Source organism: Bacillus sp. RK1064, from assembly GCF_051488405.1.
In the GTDB taxonomy this organism is placed as follows: domain Bacteria; phylum Bacillota; class Bacilli; order Bacillales; family Bacillaceae; genus Bacillus.
Genome location: NZ_JBPSCZ010000001.1, coordinates 2,435,771 through 2,455,064 on the forward strand (window position 1 = coordinate 2,435,771; position 19,294 = coordinate 2,455,064).

Annotated in this window: 16 protein-coding genes; 11 read left to right on the forward strand and 5 right to left on the reverse strand. The window is 43.2% G+C overall.

Features of this window, described 5'->3' with window-relative positions; genetic code table 11:
- The first annotated feature begins 108 nt into the window (after positions 1-108).
- The 3 genes from gntK to ACSSTM_RS12465 all read left to right on the forward strand — a co-directional run bounded on the left by gntK (position 109) and on the right by ACSSTM_RS12465 (position 4,202).
- Entirely contained in the window at positions 109-1,653 is a 1,545-nt protein-coding gene (gene gntK, locus ACSSTM_RS12455) for a gluconokinase (RefSeq protein WP_034660516.1), read from the forward strand.
- Positions 1,654-1,677: 24 nt separating this feature from the next.
- Complete coding sequence (locus tag ACSSTM_RS12460) at positions 1,678-3,006, forward strand: GntP family permease (RefSeq protein ID WP_034660515.1); 1,329 nt, start codon at positions 1,678-1,680, stop codon at positions 3,004-3,006.
- A gap of 89 nt (positions 3,007-3,095) precedes the next feature.
- A complete protein-coding gene (locus ACSSTM_RS12465) occupies positions 3,096-4,202 on the forward strand; it encodes a DNA alkylation repair protein (RefSeq protein ID WP_437404189.1) in 1,107 nt (368 codons plus the stop codon).
- Between the two features lie 31 nt (positions 4,203-4,233).
- On the opposite strand, the gene ACSSTM_RS12470 is transcribed toward ACSSTM_RS12465, so the two are convergent.
- Positions 4,234-5,571 carry an amino acid permease gene (locus ACSSTM_RS12470; RefSeq protein ID WP_034660513.1) on the reverse strand — a complete coding sequence of 446 codons (1,338 nt, stop codon included), beginning with the start codon at positions 5,569-5,571 and terminating at the stop codon, positions 4,234-4,236.
- A 319-nt stretch (positions 5,572-5,890) separates the two neighbouring features.
- Here ACSSTM_RS12470 and ACSSTM_RS12475 point away from each other — a divergent pair, with 319 nt between their 5' ends.
- On the forward strand, positions 5,891-7,405 hold the full coding sequence (locus ACSSTM_RS12475; protein ID WP_095285597.1) for a methyl-accepting chemotaxis protein: 1,515 nt from the start codon (positions 5,891-5,893) through the stop codon (positions 7,403-7,405).
- 42 nt (positions 7,406-7,447) lie between these two features.
- On the opposite strand, the gene ACSSTM_RS12480 is transcribed toward ACSSTM_RS12475, so the two are convergent.
- Both ACSSTM_RS12480 and ACSSTM_RS12485 read right to left on the reverse strand, forming a co-directional pair.
- Positions 7,448-8,431, reverse strand: coding sequence for a Gfo/Idh/MocA family protein (locus ACSSTM_RS12480; RefSeq protein ID WP_437404190.1), 984 nt, complete (start codon positions 8,429-8,431; stop codon positions 7,448-7,450).
- A gap of 144 nt (positions 8,432-8,575) precedes the next feature.
- Positions 8,576-8,935, reverse strand: a complete 360-nt coding sequence (locus tag ACSSTM_RS12485; RefSeq protein WP_034660511.1) for a MerR family transcriptional regulator — start codon at positions 8,933-8,935, stop codon at positions 8,576-8,578.
- Between the two features lie 310 nt (positions 8,936-9,245).
- On the opposite strand from ACSSTM_RS12485, the gene yidA reads away from it, so the two are divergent.
- Entirely contained in the window at positions 9,246-10,058 is an 813-nt protein-coding gene (gene yidA, locus ACSSTM_RS12490; RefSeq protein ID WP_034660510.1) for a sugar-phosphatase, read from the forward strand.
- 36 nt (positions 10,059-10,094) lie between these two features.
- On the opposite strand, the gene ACSSTM_RS12495 is transcribed toward yidA, so the two are convergent.
- Entirely contained in the window at positions 10,095-11,102 is a 1,008-nt protein-coding gene (locus ACSSTM_RS12495) for a helix-turn-helix transcriptional regulator (protein ID WP_034660509.1), read from the reverse strand.
- Between the two features lie 129 nt (positions 11,103-11,231).
- On the opposite strand from ACSSTM_RS12495, the gene ACSSTM_RS12500 reads away from it, so the two are divergent.
- Positions 11,232-11,939: a class I SAM-dependent methyltransferase gene (locus ACSSTM_RS12500; RefSeq protein ID WP_034660508.1), complete on the forward strand. Its 708-nt coding sequence runs from the start codon at positions 11,232-11,234 to the stop codon at positions 11,937-11,939.
- Complete coding sequence (locus ACSSTM_RS12505) at positions 11,936-13,033, forward strand: saccharopine dehydrogenase family protein (RefSeq protein WP_034660507.1); 1,098 nt, start codon at positions 11,936-11,938, stop codon at positions 13,031-13,033. Before ACSSTM_RS12500 ends, ACSSTM_RS12505 begins: the two co-directional genes overlap by 4 nt.
- 210 nt (positions 13,034-13,243) lie before the next feature.
- Here ACSSTM_RS12505 and ACSSTM_RS12510 read toward each other — a convergent pair whose 3' ends face one another.
- The gene (locus ACSSTM_RS12510; protein ID WP_420734986.1) at positions 13,244-15,067 is read right to left on the reverse strand and encodes an acyltransferase family protein; all 1,824 of its coding nucleotides are present in this window, start codon (positions 15,065-15,067) and stop codon (positions 13,244-13,246) included.
- A 240-nt stretch (positions 15,068-15,307) separates the two neighbouring features.
- Between ACSSTM_RS12510 and ACSSTM_RS12515 the strand changes: the two genes are divergently transcribed.
- From ACSSTM_RS12515 to ACSSTM_RS12530, 4 genes are all read left to right on the forward strand, one after another.
- Entirely contained in the window at positions 15,308-16,183 is an 876-nt protein-coding gene (locus tag ACSSTM_RS12515; protein WP_034660504.1) for an aldose 1-epimerase family protein, read from the forward strand.
- 60 nt (positions 16,184-16,243) lie between these two features.
- Entirely contained in the window at positions 16,244-17,188 is a 945-nt protein-coding gene (locus ACSSTM_RS12520; protein WP_095285602.1) for a sugar-binding transcriptional regulator, read from the forward strand.
- Between the two features lie 83 nt (positions 17,189-17,271).
- Positions 17,272-17,943 carry a deoxyribose-phosphate aldolase gene (gene deoC / locus ACSSTM_RS12525; RefSeq protein WP_034660502.1) on the forward strand — a complete coding sequence of 224 codons (672 nt, stop codon included), beginning with the start codon at positions 17,272-17,274 and terminating at the stop codon, positions 17,941-17,943.
- A 166-nt stretch (positions 17,944-18,109) separates the two neighbouring features.
- Entirely contained in the window at positions 18,110-19,291 is a 1,182-nt protein-coding gene (locus ACSSTM_RS12530) for a NupC/NupG family nucleoside CNT transporter (RefSeq protein ID WP_034660501.1), read from the forward strand.
- Positions 19,292-19,294 lie beyond the last annotated feature (3 nt).

Below are 19,294 nucleotides of genomic sequence, written 5' to 3' on the forward strand. Positions count from 1 at the left end.
TTTTCTTTACGGTCGTTGAATGTCGAAAAAAATATTTTTATAATGGGATTTACAGGTATATCAAAAACTACATATGTGATTTCAAATCAATGATTGGGCGTGATACAGATGAAGGGAAACCAGGCGGTAATTGGTTTGGATATTGGAACAACAAGTACAAAGGCGGTTCTGTTTGGACCACAGGGGAAAGTAATAACGAAGCATTCAGTACCTTATGATCTCATTCAGCCCCAGCCAGCATGGGTTGAGCAGGACCCTGAAAAGATATTAGAAGCCGTCATTGCGAGTGTAAGAGGTGCATTGACGACAGCAGCATTTGATGTAGCAAATCTCATCGGCATCGGGATTAGTACTGCGATGCATTCCTTAATTGTGATGGATGAGGATGGCAAGGCGTTAACGAACAGTATCATTTGGGCAGATAACAGAAGTGCAGAACAAGCGAAACGAATCTTATCAGATATGGATGGCTTCCACATTTATAAAAGGACAGGTACACCGATCCATCCAATGTCACCGCTTTCAAAAATACGTTGGATCAAGGAAATGACACCTGATCTCTTCAAGAAGGCAGCGAAATTTATTTCTATCAAAGAATATATTCTTTATCATTTCTTCGGTCAGTATGTCGTCGATTATTCAATCGCTTCAGCAACAGGTCTGTTCCATTTGGAAACGCTTCAATGGGATGAACAGGCGCTTCGTATTGCTGGAATTGAAGCCAGTCAACTGTCTGAACTTGTCCCAACGACGTATCAGCTGAGAGGACTTCAGCCTGAGATTGCACTGCGCATGGGCATTAAAGAAGATACACCATTTGTGATTGGTGCGAATGATGGCGTTCTAGCGAATTTAGGTGTTGGCGCGATTGGAAAAGGAGAGGTGGCTGTTACGATTGGGACAAGCGGTGCGGTCCGTACGGTTGTAGACAAACCAATCACAGATGAGCAATCAAGAACGTTCTGCTATGCGCTGACAGATAAACATTGGGTTGTGGGAGGACCGACCAATAATGGCGGGATCATGCTGAGATGGCTGAAGGATGAATTTGGATCTTCAGAGGTGGAGGTAGCAAAGCGCCTTGGTGTGGACCCTTACGATTTAATGATGGATATTGCGGAAAAGATTCCAGCAGGCTCAGAGGGACTGCTGTTTCTGCCATTTTTATCGGGTGAGCGTGCACCTTATTGGAATCCAAATGCGAGAGGCACCTTCTTTGGGATCGGTCTCCAGCATAAGCGGGAGCATTTTATTAGAGCTGTGTTAGAAGGCGTCATTATGAGTGTTTTCTCGATCGGTGTTGCCTTAAGAGATTTAACCGGTTCTGCAAAGGATGTCAGAGCTTCGGGCGGATTTGCACGATCTCCGCTGTGGCGGCAAATTTTAGCGGATACGATGGGCAGAGAAGTACTTGTTCCAGAAAGTTATGAAGCGTCAGCACTTGGGGCGGCTGTCCTCGCACTTCATAGTTTAGGTCATATGGAAGAGATAGAAGAGGTTCAAGAGTGGATTCGAATCTCTGCCCGTCATGAACCTAATATGAAGAACAATGAAACTTACATAGAGCTGTTTTATTTATATGAGCGTCTCTACGATAAACTGAAGGATGAATTTGATGTCATTAGTGCGCTGCAATTAAAACAAAATCGTTAAACATCAGGGAAAAGGTGGGAGAACATGCTTTTATTCATCGTGATTGCGGCGATTGTCCTTTTACTCATTCTCATTACAATCGCTAAGCTGAATCCATTTGTGAGTTTAATTATTACTTCTATGCTAGTGGGCTTTGCTACTGGAATGGATTTGCAGGAAATCATTCAATCGATTAAAACGGGATTAGGCAATACGTTATCATTGCTGGCCATTGTTCTAGCGCTTGGTACAATGCTTGGGAAAATGATGGCTGAATCAGGGGGAGCAGAGCGGATAGCTCAAACTTTAATCGGCCGGTTTGGGACGAAAAATGTGCATTGGGCAATGATGTTTGTTGCCTTTATCGTGGGGATACCTGTCTTTTTCCAGGTCGGTTTCGTTCTTCTCATTCCTTTACTTTTTACAATTGCCATTGAAACAGGCATCTCGCTCGTGACAATTGGGCTCTCGTTAATTGCTGGCTTGTCTGTCGTGCATGGACTAGTGCCGCCTCATCCAGCGGCAATGGCAGCCGTTGGCATCTATCATGCCAACGTGGGGAAAACCATTTTCTTTTCTATAATTGTCGGATTGCCGACAGCGATTATTGCTGGACCGCTGTATGGTAAGTGGATTGGAAAACGGATACATAAACCAGTTCCGGAGATGCTGAGGAAGCAATTCACTGAACGAAATGAAGATCGAAGGCTCCCCGGCTTTGCGAATACGATGTTTACCATATTGGTGCCGGTGATTCTGATGCTTCTTGCCACATTGGCGGACATTATCTTACCAGAGGACAATATGTGGTTCCAGGTATTCAAGTACATCGGGGATCCAATTACAGCACTGCTGATTGCAACGGTGTATTCTTTCTTCAGTCTTGGCTTTATGCAAGGAATGAGCCGTGACCGAGTGCTTTCATTTAGCAACGAGTGCTTAGGACCAATCGCTTCCATTTTGCTTGTCATTGGAGCAGGCGGGGCTTTCAATAATGTGCTCATTGATTCGGGCGTTGGTGATTATATTGCAGATGTAGCCAAACACTCGCCGATTTCACCGATTTTGCTAAGCTGGCTAATTGCTGCGGTGATTCGTGTAGCAACAGGATCTGCGACGGTCTCTATGATGACGGCAGCAGGTATTGTAGCCCCAATTGCTGCAACTATGCCGGATGTGAGCAGAGAGCTGCTTGTGTTAGCCACAGGAGCGGGTTCGTTAATTTTATCTCACGTCAATGACTCTGGTTTTTGGCTGATCAAGGAGTATTTTGGTATGACCATTAAAGAGACGTTTTTGACATGGACGGCTATGGAGACGATCATTTCCGTTAGTGCTATTGCATTTATTATGATCATTAATATGTTTATATAGCGAACAACAGCCTGGTTCTTTGGAATTGGGCTGTTTTTGCTTGTTGTGATACCACTTTCTTCAGATTGGGGTAAAATAATGATATTGAGATGTGGGAGGCGGACACGATCGAACCATTAAAACATGTGTACCATGAATTATTTATTCAAGAATTAGCGGAGAAACTTGTACAGGCTTCGACTGTATTTGATGCTGAGCAATTCCAGCGGCTCGTGCTTCAAGAGGATTGGCAGCAGCTTGAGTTAAAAGGACGGATGAGAAGAGTCACTGAATCGATGCATGCCTGTCTGCCTGAGGATTATAAGCAGGCAATTGAGGTACTGCGTCAGGCAGCCCCGCATTTTTCAGGGCTTAGTGCGCTCGTATTTCCAGACTATGTCGAGACATATGGCCTTGCACATTGGGATCTCTCGATCAAGGCGCTCGAATTCTTCACGCCTTTTTCCACTTCTGAATTTGCCGTTCGGCCATTTCTGATTCAAGATCAAGAAAAAATGCTGGCGCAAATGCTCGTATGGTCTCAGGATCAAAATGAGCATATACGGAGGCTTGCTAGTGAAGGCTGCAGACCGCGTCTGCCATGGGGCTTATCTGTTCCTTCGCTTAAAAAAAATCCTTCGGTCACACTGCCGATTTTGGAAAATTTGAAGTCTGACTCGGCGCGGTATGTGCAAAAAAGTGTAGCGAACCATCTAAATGATATCTCAGCAATTCAGCCTGATCTAATGAAGCAGACAGTTCAAAACTGGTATGGAACTAACAAACATACGAACTGGATTGTCAAACATGCATCCCGTACTTTACTCAAAAAAGGAGACCCAGATATCATGGCTTTGTTTGGCTATGGAGACGATCCATCCGTTCAGGTAACGGATTTGAAGATAGTACAAGACCCTATTCGGATCGGTGAGAAAATGACTTTTCATTTTACACTTCAGGCCGATAAGCCGCTAAAGCTGCGTGTAGAGTATGCCATAGACTACGTCAAAGCTCGGGGGACCCGCAATCAGAAGGTATTTAAAATTACAGAGTTTGAAACAGGCTCAGCATTACATAGAGAATTCGTCAGGTCACAGTCTTTTCAAAATATGACGACGAGAAAACATTATGAGGGAACCCATACTTTATCGATTATCATCAACGGTATCCGAAAAGCGTCGGTTGATTTTGAAGTAACAGAAGCCAGCAGCTCATGAAAAAAACCCGCCATTAGGCGGGTTTTGGCGTTTAAGCCTTCTTTTTCATTAAGAATGAAGCAATGATGGCTGCGACTAAGAAACCGATGCTGATAATCGAGCTAGGCAAGTTTTCTGGTCTGAATAGAAACATCACAAAACTCACACTTAGTACAAGACCTGCAAATAAAGTCAAATACGGAAACAGCCACACCTTAAAATACGGCTCCTGTGGATATTTCGGGCGAAGTTTCAGATGTGCCATGCAAATGCTAATCCAAATGAGTGAAACAGCAAAACCAGGAATAGCCAGCATATAGCTGAAAATTTGCTCTGGATATAAGTAAGCAAAGAATGTTCCGATGAGAAGAAACAGAACGGTCACCCATAAACTCAAAATGGGTACGCCTCTTTTATTGACCTGTGCCAGCTTTTTCGGACCGCCATCTGATTTAGAGAGAGAATGCATCATTCTCGTCGTTCCATAAATGCCAGAATTGGCCGCAGATAAAACGGCTGTAATTAATACAAAATTAATGAAGTGAGAGGCGCCTTGCATACCGGCTGCTGAAAAGACTTGAACAAATGGGCTGTTATTTGGATCAATTTGATTCCAAGGAATGAGTCCGCAGATGATCAAAATCGGCAAAGTGTAAAATAAGATAATACGCCACATCATACTTTTAACAACACCAGGCAAGACCTTCTCGGCATCCTTTGTTTCTGTAATGGTCAGCCCGATCAATTCAGAGCCCCCGTAAGAGAAGATAACGACTAATAAAGATGCAAAGATCGCACCCCATCCGTTCGGGACGAAGTTTTGATAGTTGGTGAGTGCAGGTGTGCTTTGTTCGTTCGGAATGATCCCAAATAATAGGGCTGCACCAAGAATAATAAACACAATAATAACGAAAATCTTCATTCCAGCGAACCAAAACTCAATTTCACCAAAGTATTTTACATTATTTAAGTTAATTCCGATGACTAAGAGTGAGCAGAGTAAACATAGTGACCATAGCGGCACGTTCGGCATCCAGTATTGAAGCAAACTGCCTGCCGCGATAATCTCAATGACACACACAGTGAGCCACATGAAACAGTAAACCCAGCCGACGACAAATGAAAAACGTTGACCAAGCGCAATCTGTATCAGGTCGCGAAGGTTATTTCCCGGATAGACAATCGCCATTTCAGCTAAGGCTGCCATCACGATGAGCAATAATAATCCGGCAAATACATAGGAAAAGATGACCCCTGGACCTGCTAAACCGATTGTATCGGCACTTCCTTTAAAAATTCCTGTACCAATGACCCCGCCCAATGCAATCATGCGAATGTGACGCGGTGATAAAAGCTTTTTTAATTCTTGTTGTTCCTGATTCGCGCTCATGACGTTCTCCTTTTTTAAAAATGCTTATGTTCCATTTTCTTTTTTCGGGACGTCAGTGTCAATATAAAAAAAGAGATTTTTCAGACAAAAAAGGCGGTTGTTTCTTTCAAATGAGCCGTTTTTTTCCATAAATCCTTTCCATCATCCATCACCAAAATCTGAAACTTCGTGAAAAAATGAACATTTGCCTTAATTATGACATAAACAATTTTCAGTTTTTGTCGATATATCTTTTGTAATACTAAAGTCCTAATAAAGAATTGTTTATAACTGTAAAATATTTCAAAAATGTATGAAGAAGTGAAAGGAGTTATGAAAGATGTTTATGAGAAAAGCGAATGATTCATCGTCGGGAACCCTTTTAAATGAAAGCAGTCAATTAGTAGAACGAATTGAGAAGGGAGACCTTTCAGCAAGAATAGATACTGCTGCATTCTCTTCAAGTCAAACGATTGAAGCAGTAGCCCAAATAAATGAAGCTTTGCAAAAGATGCAGGAAGTAAATGAAGATATTCAAATGCGGATGAATTTAGTGACAAAAGCAATTCAAGTTGGTTTATGGGATATGATCGTTGTCGCTGGAGATCCGGTCAATCCAAAAAATGAGTTCACATGGACGGATGATTTCCGCAAAATGATCGGCTTTCAAAATGAGCACGATTTTCCAAATGTTTTAGACAGCTGGGCATCTCGAATCCATCCGGATGAACAAGAATATACCTTAAATGCATTCTCTTCGCATTTATTGGATCATTCGGGACGTACACCATATGATATCGAATATCGCTTGAAGTTGAAAAACGGAGATTATCGCTGGTTCAAAGCAACTGGCACGACCATTCGTGATCGAAATGGTGTCCCTCTTCGTGTAGCGGGAGCTCTTTTTGATATTCATGATCAGAAATTGAAAGAAGAAGAGCTGCAAGCATTCGTGACGAGATATGACTTGATCAACCGTGCGCTTGTGGAAGCTCCTTGGGACATGGTCGTAGAGGCCGGCGATCCAGTCAATCCGAATAACGAGTTCTGGTGGTCCCCGCAGTTCAGAAAAACGCTTGGTTTTACGGATGAAAAGGATTTCCCGAACGTGTTAAGCAGCTGGAGCGATCGCCTGCATCCTGAGGATCAAGAAAAGGCTCTCCAAGCTTTTGCAGATCATTTAAATGATCACTCTGGACGCACACCATTTGACATTGATTACAGATTGCAGAGCAAAAATGGCGAGTATCGCTGGTATCATGCAGGTGGTGAAACCATTCGTGATGAAAAAGGTGTTCCTCTTCGTGTGGCTGGAACCATTCGTGACATCACGTTAGAGAAAAACAAAGAGAAAACAGCGAATGAAATGGCTTCACAAGTAGAACAGCTTTCAAGTTCGATCAGCGAGATGGTATCAGGCATCAGCTCTGTGACAAACCAAGCGCAAGAGCTTGCTGTCGCACAAGAGCAGTCAACATCTGCTGCCAATCTAGCAAAAAATAGTGCAGATGAGACGAAAAATATTTCTGACTTGATCAAAGAAGTAGCGAACCAAACGAACCTGCTTGGTTTAAATGCTGCGATCGAGGCAGCGAGAGCTGGTGAGCAAGGAAGAGGATTCTCAGTCGTTGCAGATGAAGTGCGTAAGCTGGCGCTTCATAGTGCCAATGCAACGGAGAATATCGAATCTAGTTTAACGGAAATGAAAACGCAAATTGATGAAATTCTTGAAAATATTTCGAACATGACAGCTCTTACGCAAACACAGGCTGCTTTAACAGAGCAAGTAAATGCTTCAGTCGATGAAGTGAACCACATGTCTCAGCGCCTTGTGGCCTATTCAAAGAGTATTTAATCATCAAAAACCGCCCTCTCGCATAGAAGGCGGTTTTTTTGATTAAAATTGATCTGCTGGGAAAACAATACCTGCATCTTTTCTTGCAGCTTCAAGGACTTTCATTACGGAGAGACTTTCATCAAGCCATGCATAGCACTGTTCATAATTTTTTGTTTCAATGATGTGCTGAAAAGCTTCTGTTTCATAAAACAGGCGGTTTGAATTTGTTTGTGCATTGAGTGAGGTCACCTGATCATTCACATGAAGTAACACTTCCTCGCAGCCATTCGCCCCATTTTTCACATGAATGAAGCCTTTTTCTCCTTGAATCAAGGCAAAATTCATGCTGCTTGTATCCTTACTGCCGACACTTGTCGCAATGAAATCATTGTAGGTGAAAGTCAAAACACCAGATGTATCGATGCCATTTGGGTGACGGTTTGCCTGGTAGCGGACCTGTTCTGGTGATCCGAAGAGGTTCATGATGAAATGGACATTATAGATATTAATATCCATCAACGCTCCTCCGGAGAATTCAGGGTTAAAGACATTTGGCGTTTCGCCGGCTAGCAGCTGATTATATTTGCTTGAATATTGACTATAGTTGCATTGAACCAGTTTGATTTTACCTAATTGATGAAGGTGCTTTTTAATCAAATGATAGTTTGGCATATGAACGGTCGTAATGGCTTCAAATAAGAGAAGCTGCTTTTCCTTTGCGAGTGCGATTAAGGCTTCCAGCTCTTTGACATTAGAGGTGAAAGGCTTTTCGCAAATCACATGTTTTCCGTGTTCCAATGCAGCTGCGGCATGCTCGCTATGTAAACGATTCGGTGATGCAATATAAACGGCTTCAATGTTCTGATCTTCTAGCATAGCCGTTAAGTCCGTATAAGTTGTTTTCACACCAAATTGGTCTGCGAGCTTCTTTGCCGTTGCTTCCTTTCTTGAATAGACGGCATGACAAGAAGCGCCTTCAAGCTGTTCAATCGCTTGCAAGAAGCTTTCCACAATCACACCTGTTCCAATGGTTGCAATGTTCATTCTACTCAAAACCCCTTCCACTCGTTTGATATCAAGTAAAGCTGTCTCTAGTATAACTGATGTTTGAATTACACGTGCACTTGAGGCCTGGGCGGAGAGGGGTGCCAGTGGCAAACACCGGCACATTTTTGGCAGCCCTTACAATTAGCTGATGTCCGCTAATGTTTGTTTTGTTAACAATTGAATGGCAGCCTTCCTCTTCTTTAACTCTTGAATGGAGTGTTGAATATCCTCAACTTTTTGTTCGAGCAGCTGTTCAGCTTCTGTTTTTGATTGTTTTTCAAATAGTGATTTGATAATTTCGCGAATTTCTTTGAGTGAGAAATCTAGCTTTCTTGCTTCTGTGATAAAGGAAAGCATGAGTACATATTTTTTATCATATAAACGATAGCCGTTATGTGCTCTCTTTGGTTCGGGGAGCACACCCTCATTTTCGTAAAAACGAATGGTTTCAATATGCACACCAGACAGTTTTGACAATTTACCTCTAGTAAACGTAATCATTCCCTGCACCTCCTTTCTTTGCTATCCATCATACAATTAGATTTGCTAGTTTCAAAATGTTCAGTCGTGAACATTTGTTTTCATTTTCCCATTGGAAAAGGGCACAAACTCTGTTTAAAGCAGGATGAATAGAATACGATATAATAGAGTAGGCAGATGACAATTTTGTTACAGGTGAGAACAAGTAGACAGCGTGATGAAAAAACGATAGGCTAAATTAGGTAAATAGTAATGATATAGCCTGTCATCATATAGATGATGGCTCAAAATAGTGACAGCACGTTTTTTGCTGAGAAAAGGGGACCAGTGAATGTATAAATTAGTTGCAATTGATATGGATGGTACGTTATTAAATGATCAACATATGGTGACAGCTGAGGTGTTTGAGGCCATTCAACAGGCGAAGGCAGAGGGAGTTAAGATTGTATTATGTACAGGACGACCTATTGGTGGAGTGAATCGCTATCTAGATGATCTTCAGCTCAATCAAGAAGGAGACTATGTGATTGCCTACAATGGGGCGCTTGTCCAAAACAGCCATACAAATGAAGTGGTGTCAGAACTGACATTATCCTATGATGATTTGACTTCTTTATATGAGCTGAGCCGTGAGCTCGATACACCGATGCATTATTTCGATTCCGCTCATTTGTACACACCGAATCGTGATATTAGTGAATACACAGTACTTGAATCTTATTTAACAAAGCTGCCGCTTAAATATTTACCTGTTGAAGAGGCAGATCCTTCAATGAGACTTCCGAAGATGATGTATATTGATCAGCCAGAACGGTTGGAAAAGACGATACAAGCCATTCCATCTGAAGTAAAAGACAAGTACATGATGGTGAAAAGCACAGATTTCTTCCTTGAAATACTGCATCCTGAAGTCAGCAAAGGAAACGCCGTGAAGCTTCTAGCGAAAGAGCTGGGAATTGCTCGTGAAGAGGTCATGGCCATTGGTGACAATGGGAACGACGTATCGATGCTGGAATTTGCGGGCTGCGGCGTTGCCATGGGAAATGCCATTGATGATGTCAAAGCAGTAGCGGATGTTGTGACAAAATCCAATAATGAAGCCGGAGTAGCACATGTCCTGCATGAGTTAGTTTTAGGAAAATAAACAAAAAAGCGGTCTACCAGTGAGGTAGCCGCTTTTTTATATGTGAGAGAAAAAGTAAACAAGCATCCGTCTGCTGCTCAAATTTGTCTTTTGCAGCATCGCCTTCACATGATCATGGACGGTATGGGTTGAAATAAATAAAGTACTGGCGATTTCCTTTGTAGACTGTCCCTTTAATAAGCAGTCGAGGACGTTCATCTCTCTTTCTGTCAGCCGGTACGTTTTTGCCGCATAAGGAAGAATATCATTTGTTTGGGCTCTCTTGATGTGAATCATGACAGCCTCTTCCTGCCCGGCTGCCTGCGCTAATCGAAATGCTTGAAGAGAGAGAAACAGCCCCGTAGGCATTCTCGTCATGCTTGCCGCTGTTTGGTCGATACCTCCGTATAAAAGTTTAGCCCCTAATGCTCTGAACGGGCGCGGCATGGTCGCCTTGTCATGGATTTGTTCAAAGGCTTGAAATGTATGAAGCCAATGAAGCCCTGTCTCATTTCCATAAAGAAGATTGTAATCGTGTGAGAGAATGAGGAAACCTTGCTGCTCCGCTGCGTCATCCTCTTCAGTATCTCTTTTCTTGAAAAGTTCATCTCTTAGCTTGGCTGCGAGTCTGGGCGTTTGTTCGAAGACCGCTCGGATATCTTGTTCTTGAAAAGGTTCCTTGTCCTTTAGACGATATAGGCTGGCAATACCCCAGCATTCTCCTTGAATCACAAGGGCTGCCCGCAATTCATCAGACCATCCTTTAGGCAACAAAATGTCTCTGTAGCGATCACTGTTGAGATATTCCCCGCTTTGGACTAAGCTCGCAGCATGAATAGGGCCTTTGGCTAGAGACTCATGTTGATGCACGTCCTTTTTTAAGAACTCATTTTGAAACAGCTGATCATGAATTTCTTCAATCGGTTCATCTGTGAAGGAACCTGTCGAGAGGAGAGTGGCTGGATCAATGGTCGTGATACAGGCGGCATCAAAATCAAGGACGGCAGCAAGCTCGTCCCGAATGTGTTGTCTCAGCTGCTGAAAATGAGTGGCTGGATTGGTCACATGATCTACTCCTCAAAAATCCCCACTTTTAGGGATCGTGTTTTTTGATGTCTCTTTTTACAATAAAGATGTCATACCGTTAGTGTACAGGAAACGATGTAAAGCGGAAAGGAACTGGAGGAGAAGGACATGAAAGGAAACCAGCATTGGCACGATCCCGTAGCTGAATCATACGCAGCCACGATTGCTCATAAAGTACCCGGCTATCAGCTATTGCATGAGTTGACAATAGACGTATTAGAAACTGAAGTAAAGGGAGCGGCTTCTCGCATTTTGACTGTTGGAGCGGGCGGGGGCGAAGAGATCATCAACATGCTTCAAAGAAAAGAAGACTGGCTCATCACAGGAATCGATCCGTCACCTTCTATGCTGGATATGGCGAAACAGCGAGTTGGACAGCTTCAGATGGAGGCGCGTGTTACATGGCATGAGACCGTATTAGATAAGGTTTCTGCTGAACCTGTTTACGATGCAGCGATGAGTTTGCTTGTGATTCATTTTATAGAAAAGCGCCAGCCCTTTTTAGAGGAGATTGCCCGCAGGCTTCAACCAGATGCACCGCTTGTGTTGGCATTTATACAGGGAGAGATGAAGTCCCATACATTTCAACAGGAGCTTTTCATGCTTTCTCTTTTCATGCAGCGGCAGGGTCTAGAAAAAGAAGTGTTTACATCCTTTAAAAACAGGCTGGGACACGCGACACACCCTGTTCCTGAGGAAGAGATAAGAGAGCATTTAATCAAAGCGGGATTTGAAGACATCAGACCTTATTTTCAGGCAGGAATGATCAAAGGGCTTGTTTGCAAGCGAGGTCGAAGAGAGGCGGATGAGAAATGAGATCACAGGTGATGGTGATTGGCGGCTATGGACATGTTGGACAGCAAATATGTCTACAGTTAAGCGAAGTGTATCCCGGGCAAATTGTTGCGGCAGGCAGAAGCTATGAGAAGGCAGAGAAATTTTCACGCCACACAAAAGGGAAGGTTCGTCCTTATCAACTAGATGTCAGTGAGCCGTTATTTTCGGACTGGATGGATAAAACAAAGCTGGTGATCATGTGCCTTGATCAAGAAGAACCGTCATTTGCTGAAGCAGTTCTGCGGTCAGGCATTGATTATATAGATATCTCCGCAAAGGGAACGTACATGGAACAGGTGGCAAAGCTGGATCAGCGGCACATCGGTGCAACGGCTTTGCTCAGTGTCGGGCTTGCGCCTGGCCTTACGAATTTATTGGCAGCGAAAGCAGCATCTATGCTCTCATCAGTGAATCAAATAGATATAGGGATTATGCTTGGGTTGGGTGATCAGCATGGAAAAGCCGCTATTGAATGGACGCTTGATCATGTCCATACTGACTATGTGCTTACTAAGCATCATCAGCGTAAAAGAGTCAAAAGCTTTACTGGAGGTAAACGGATAGACTTTGGTGGAAGTCTTGGAAAGCGGCATGCCTATCAGTTCCCCTTCTCTGATCAGCAGACATTGCCTTCGACGCTCCGCGTGCCTTCTGTGACGACAAGGCTCTGTTTTGATTCCCGCGCGGCAACGCGTGCATTTGCCTTCACAAGGAGTCTCGGAATGACGTCCCTTCTCACTGTGCCGAAAATCAAGAAACGAGCCATTTCCATGATTCAATCTGCTCAAATGGGAACAGATCAATATGCAGTGAAAGTGGAGGCTACAGGAATGGATGGGAACAAGATTCATCAAGCAGCGCTTGGAATAAAAGGACGCGATGAGTCTCAAGCAACAGCTCAAGTCGCCATTGCAGCGGCTCTGCATTTATTGAACAGGCGGTTTCAGACAGGTGTTTTTCATATCGAAGAAGTATTTTCTCTAGCGTATGAGAACGGTGATTTTGCTTTGGTGGATCAAACAACGAAGGAAAAGCGAGTGTTAGCGGTTAGAGCCATCCTTTTGACGGAATAAAAGAAGACTAGCAGAATGCTAGTCTTCTCAGCGTGTAGACAAACCCTCGCATTCGGTGTCAGTCCTGCGTGCCGGTGCTCACGAATGTTAAATTCGCTCCGCTCCGGTACTCGTCCTTCCTAGACTGCAAAGGTTTTCTATCACGCTGAAAAGAAGATCATTTTAGCCCTTTGTCAACAATCTGAGAAGACTAGCAGGATGCTAGTCTTTTTATGATGAAGATGACACATCTCCTTTTTTCTTGATGCTCGCTGTAATGAGCTGTGTCAATGTGTCAGAGCCTTTTGTTGAAAGGTGAACACCATCCGGCTGAAAATAAGAGGGCTGTCCAGTAGCGGCTGAATGCCAATCGACAAGGGTCACATTGGAATATTGATCGGCCACTCGCTGAATGACTGCATTCACATCATTTTCCCAAGACCTTGGGACTCTCGTGTTCACAAGGAAAATGTGCGCCTTTGAAAATTGTTGAATGAATGCTGTCAATGTGCCCTCAGTAAAATAGCCATTCGTGCCAAGCTCAATAATAACAGCGACATCAGATTGATTAAATGAAGCATATTGAGGAGCGATGCTGACGGCTTCGTTCATTTGTCTGCCAACCTTTGCATCGATGGTGATTTGTGCATATGCTTTTTCAAGATTCGGCGCAATGTCCAGCATGACGGAATCACCAATAGCAAGAATTTGGTGAAACTGTTTCTGATCTGCTGCTTTCTTCTCGTGTTTTTCTTTCTTTTTCTTAGCTTTTGGTTCCGCAGAGTCTCCTGCTTTTTTCGGTGCCGTCTTAATTTGTGTCACTTCCTTGGCATGTGGGGACGTATGGGACGAACTGGACATGCCAATGGTAAATAAGATCAAAAGAGCTGCTGCGATTCCAAGGAACACTTTATGAGACGTAGACCATTGTTTGAATCCCTTTTTCCAAATAGACCAAGAGGCAAAATATTGTCTGAAGCCAAGCCGGCGAATTGGTTGTTCGATGAAGCGGTAAGAGGCCTCTGCAATGAGTAAAATGGCCATGATCTGCAATGCGACACGCCCCATAGAAGGCTGTCCAATTTCAATGACAGGGGTGGTCAGCACGATGATGGGATAATGCCACAGATAAATACTATAAGAACGCTTTCCGAGCCAGACGAGCGGCTGATAGGAGAGCCATTTCCCTAAAAGACTTGCAGGGTGGCAGATGCACGCAATTAAAATCGCTGCATTAAGACAGAATAAAAGCATGCCTCCCTGATAGAGGAAGCCGTCAAATTCGTCCACTGCATAAACACATAGAAGAAAAACCGCAAACGAACCAAAACCAGCGATATGTAAAATACGTCTGCCAACAGGAAGTAACTTTTTGCTGGACAGTCTTTGCATGGGCCATACAAATGCCAGGCTGCACCCGATCAGAAGCGCAAATGCACGAGTATCTGTTCCGTAATAAACTCTGCTTGGATCGGTATCTGGTGAATAAAGAATCGCCATCCATAAGGCGGAGACAAGTGCAAGGCCAAAGGTGATCATTGGCAGATGGGATCTATTTTTCACCCATTTTAGTCCTGCAATCAATAGTACCGGCCAAATGATATAAAATTGCTCTTCTATCGCCAAAGACCACAAATTTTTCAGTGGAGATACAGCGTTGAAGCTATCAAAATAAGACAGCTGATGGAAGATGTACCACCAGTTACTGACATAAAAAAAGGACGATAAGGCATCGCCACGAATGGACAATAGTGCATTCGAACCCGCAATCGCACACCAGCTGACGGTTAAAAAAATCATCACGTAAGCAGCTGGAAGAAGCCTTCTGATCCGGCCCATCCAAAATGGTAAAAGCTCTTGATAGCCCAGATCCTGCTTATGTAACAAGATCGTCGTAATCAAGTACCCAGAAATCACAAAAAACAAATCAACGCCAAGAAACCCGCCGCTTGCAGGTCCGATATGTAAGTGATAAGCAATGACTGCCAATACAGCCACAGCCCTCAGCCCATCTAATCCTAATATATAACGTAAACGATTTTCCTTGCTGTTCATGAAAATGAATCCCCCATTTATGTCAAAACGCTTCTTTTTTGTTGTCATTCCAAAAGAACAACGATTCTTTTATTTTATATAAGATTAGACGGATCAGCATCACATTTTGTTGGCGAATTTCTGTCTTTTTTTAAAATTTTTATATAAAGAAAGAATTGATGGCCTGGAAGGCTGCCTTATTTTTATACTCAAAACCAAAATCCCTGTCATAATAAAAGAGAAGGAAAGGGGATGTGTGGAATGAGAACGATTGAAAATGATCAGTTATTGATTCAGGTCAATGAGAGAGGTGCCGAGGTCACAGAGGTGCTTCACAAGGAAAGCGGACGTCACTATATGTGGTCTGGCGATCCTGCTTATTGGGGCAGGGTGTCGCCAGTCTTATTTCCAATTGTCGGACGATTAAAGAATGACCAATACAAGATAGGTGATCAAACCTATGAGCTCGCGCAGCATGGATTTTTGCGGGATGTTGATTTTGATTTATATGAAGAAACGAAACATACGGTGACCTTTCAATATGAATCAAAAGGCCGCCACATCGAGCAGTATCCTTATGAATTTACCGCCCGTATTCGATACGAGCTGTCGGAAAATGGTCTGACGATTTCCTGGGAAATTGATCATGACGGAGATGACACGATGTATTTCTCCATTGGAGGGCACCCCGCATTTCATGTCCCGCTTGTTGAAGGTGAGCGCACAGCAGATTACTACCTGACATTGACCCCTTCCAATGAGTATCTTCCTGTCCAATATGAACTAAAAAATTCACTTGTCAGGGAGAAAGAAAAAGGCATTCAACTTGAACCGATTCAGCTTCGACCAGAGCTTTTTCAGCATGATGCGATGATCTATAGTCATATCAATCGAGTGTCATTGATTTCTCAGGCAGGTCACGGGGTTGAGGTTGATCTCACTGGTTTTCCGTTTGTTGGTATTTGGTCACCTTATAATAAAGAAAAAGGCACAATGGCTCCATTTGTATGTATTGAGCCTTGGTACGGTATTGCCGATGTTGAAGGGGCGAATGGCCAGTACAAGGAAAAGTTCGGTATTCAAACTTTAGAGAAGAATGAAACCTTCCAAGCCGCCTATACGATTTTCTTCAAATGAACATTTGTGCATGATAAGATGAACATTTTGTTATGATAGAAGAAAAAAGGAGGCGTACGAATGGATCGGGAGAAACAACAACTGAGTATTGAAGCGGCAAGGCTTTATTATTTATCGGATTACAGCCAGCAGGAAATTGCCAAACAACTCGACCTGTCGAGACCAACTGTGTCTCGGCTGCTTCAATATGCGAAGGAGAAGGGGTACGTCCAGATAACGGTAATGGACCCATTTGAAGACTTAAATGAGCTATCTTCATTGCTCAAGGAAAAATATGACCTGCTCGAAGCTCATGTGGTGTTTTCGCCCAAAGATGATTATCCAACGATTACCGAATACTTGAGCCAATTTGGTGCCGAGTACTTGCAAGACACAGTGAAAGACGGTGATATCGTTGGTGTGAGCTGGGGAACCACCATGTATCAAATTGCCCAAAAGATGCAACCTAAACAGGTCAAAGGTGTGGAGGTTGTCCAGCTGAAGGGTGGGATCAGCCACTCCCATGTGAATACATATTCTGCGGAAACCATCCAGCTGTTTGCTGAGGCCTTTCAAACAGCACCGCGCTATTTACCGCTTCCTGTTGTATTTGACAGTGCTGCCGTCAAGGAGATGGTTGAGCAGGACAGACATATTCAGCGCATCATTGAAATGGGGAAACAGGCGAATATTGCTGTGTTTACTGTTGGAACGGTAAGAGATGAAGCACTTTTGTTTAGACTTGGTTATTTCTGTGAAGAAGAAAAAGCGCTGCTCAAAGCATCCAGCGTCGGAGACATCTGTTCGCGCTTTTATGATCAGGAAGGGCGCGTTTGCAGTGAAGCGATTAACAACCGCACTATTGGTGTGGAGCTTGATGATTTAAGGACTAAAGAACGCTCCATTCTTGTCGCTGGTGGACATCGCAAGGTTGCTTCTATCCACGGGGCACTAAGAGGAAAATATGCGAACGTATTGATTATTGATCAGCATACAGCAAAGGCTCTTTTAAATGTCACAAAATAGATGAACAAAATTTCATAACTATGTTTACAAATGTTCATCGGTCATATATGATGAAAGTATCATAATTAAAAGGAAGTGTAAGCATGACGATAGCAAAGCTCATTGATCATACAGCACTAAAACCAGATACATCTAGAGCTGCCATTATGCAGTTACTTGAAGAAGCAAAAACTCATCAATTTGCATCCGTTTGTGTGAATCCAACTTGGGTATCTCTTGCAGCGAAGGAACTAGCAGGAACAGGCGTTGATGTATGTACAGTCATCGGTTTCCCGTTAGGCGCAAACACAACAGCAGTGAAAGCATTCGAAACAAATGATGCAATTGAAAACGGTGCAACTGAAGTGGACATGGTCATCAATATCGCGGCATTGAAAGACGGCGAATATGATGCAGTTGAACAAGATATTCGTGCAGTTGTAGACGCAGCAAAAGGCAAAGCCTTAGTGAAAGTCATCATTGAAACTTGTTTATTAACAGATGAAGAGAAAGTCAAAGCTTGTGAGCTTTCAGTAAAAGCTGGCGCTGATTTTGTGAAAACATCGACTGGATTTAGTACAGGCGGTGCAACAGTTGAGGATATCGCATTAATGCGTAAAACAGTTGGACCTGACATTGGTGTAAAAGCATCAGGCGGCGTGAGAACAAAAGAAGACGTTGAAGCCATGACAGCTGCAGGCGCTACCCGCATTGGTGCCAGTGCAGGCGTTTCCATTATCAATGGGGATCAATCAGCTCCTTCGAAAGACTATTAATTCATACGATCCTATGGTAGGATAACATTCGTGACTCATAAATGATGAAAAAGTCATAAGCGGAAGGATCTCACTTCTGGGAATTTCTTCCGCTCTTTGTTTGCGAAATATGGTTTGTTCCATACAAGCGCATTAATGTAAACGAATTCATTCGAGGAGGAAAAACATGAAATACGTGATTGGTATCATCGGTTTGCTGGTGATTCTCGCCATTGCATGGCTGGCTAGTAACGGGAAAAAACGAGTAAAATTCCGTCCAGTAATTGTCATGATTGTACTGCAATTTATTTTAGGTTATATTCTGCTCAATACAGGTGTTGGGAACTTCCTAGTCGGAGGCTTTGCAAAAGGATTCCAAATGCTTCTAGGCTATGCCGGTGAAGGAATCAACTTCGTATTTGGCGGGTTAATGAATGATAATGCGTCAACTTTCTTCATCAACGTCTTACTGCCGATCGTCTTTATTTCGGCATTGATCGGTATCTTGCAGCATTGGCGTATCCTTCCGCTTATCGTACGCGGAATCGGTTATTTGCTTAGCAAAGTAAACGGTATGGGGAAACTAGAATCTTACAACGCAGTAGCGTCTGCGATTTTAGGACAATCAGAAGTGTTTATTTCTATTAAAAAGCAGCTTGGATTGTTACCTCAGCAGCGTCTTTATACATTATGTGCATCTGCGATGTCGACAGTATCGATGTCTATTGTCGGTGCGTACATGCAAATGATTAAACCAGAGTACGTGGTCACAGCACTTGTGCTGAACCTATTTGGTGGATTTATTATCGCGTCTATTATCAATCCATATGAAGTGGCTAAGGACGAAGACATGCTCGAAGTCGTTGAAGAAGAAAAGCAATCCTTCTTTGAAATGCTTGGCGAATATATTATGGATGGTTTCAAAGTAGCGATTGTTGTCGCTGCGATGTTGATTGGATTCGTTGCATTAATTGCGATGATTAATGGAATCTTTACAGCTGTCATCGGTGTTTCTTTCCAAGATGTACTTGGATATGTCTTTGCCCCATTTGCTTTCCTTGTCGGTGTTCCTTGGAGTGAGGCGGTACAGGCAGGAAGTATTATGGCAACGAAAATGGTATCCAACGAATTTGTGGCGATGCTGGCTCTAACTGGAGATGGCTTGCATTTCACAGCTCGTACAGAAGCAATCATTTCTGTATTCCTTGTGTCATTTGCGAACTTCTCATCTATCGGTATCATTGCTGGAGCAGTCAAAGGCTTAAACGAAAAACAAGGGAACGTTGTCGCACGCTTTGGATTAAAGCTGTTATTCGGTGCAACACTTGTCAGCTTCTTAACAGCAGGCGTTGTCGGTTTGATTTACTAATTT

Bases quoted from the DNA above. Each gene is read 5' to 3' on its own strand.
- yidA (WP_034660510.1), top strand. From the start codon at position 9,246: ATGTATAAATTAGTTGCAATTGATATGGATGGTACGTTATTAAATGAT.
- ACSSTM_RS12470 (WP_034660513.1), bottom strand. From the start codon at position 5,571: ATGAGCGCGAATCAGGAACAACAAGAATTAAAAAAGCTTTTATCACCG.
- ACSSTM_RS12515 (WP_034660504.1), top strand. From the start codon at position 15,308: ATGAGAACGATTGAAAATGATCAGTTATTGATTCAGGTCAATGAGAGA.
- deoC (WP_034660502.1), top strand. From the start codon at position 17,272: ATGACGATAGCAAAGCTCATTGATCATACAGCACTAAAACCAGATACA.
- ACSSTM_RS12500 (WP_034660508.1), top strand. From the start codon at position 11,232: ATGAAAGGAAACCAGCATTGGCACGATCCCGTAGCTGAATCATACGCA.
- ACSSTM_RS12460 (WP_034660515.1), top strand. From the start codon at position 1,678: ATGCTTTTATTCATCGTGATTGCGGCGATTGTCCTTTTACTCATTCTC.
- ACSSTM_RS12530 (WP_034660501.1), top strand. From the start codon at position 18,110: ATGAAATACGTGATTGGTATCATCGGTTTGCTGGTGATTCTCGCCATT.
- ACSSTM_RS12485 (WP_034660511.1), bottom strand. From the start codon at position 8,935: ATGATTACGTTTACTAGAGGTAAATTGTCAAAACTGTCTGGTGTGCAT.
- ACSSTM_RS12465 (WP_437404189.1), top strand. From the start codon at position 3,096: ATGTGGGAGGCGGACACGATCGAACCATTAAAACATGTGTACCATGAA.
- gntK (WP_034660516.1), top strand. From the start codon at position 109: ATGAAGGGAAACCAGGCGGTAATTGGTTTGGATATTGGAACAACAAGT.
- ACSSTM_RS12510 (WP_420734986.1), bottom strand. From the start codon at position 15,067: ATGAACAGCAAGGAAAATCGTTTACGTTATATATTAGGATTAGATGGG.
- ACSSTM_RS12520 (WP_095285602.1), top strand. From the start codon at position 16,244: ATGGATCGGGAGAAACAACAACTGAGTATTGAAGCGGCAAGGCTTTAT.
- ACSSTM_RS12475 (WP_095285597.1), top strand. From the start codon at position 5,891: ATGTTTATGAGAAAAGCGAATGATTCATCGTCGGGAACCCTTTTAAAT.
- ACSSTM_RS12480 (WP_437404190.1), bottom strand. From the start codon at position 8,431: ATGAACATTGCAACCATTGGAACAGGTGTGATTGTGGAAAGCTTCTTG.
- ACSSTM_RS12505 (WP_034660507.1), top strand. From the start codon at position 11,936: ATGAGATCACAGGTGATGGTGATTGGCGGCTATGGACATGTTGGACAG.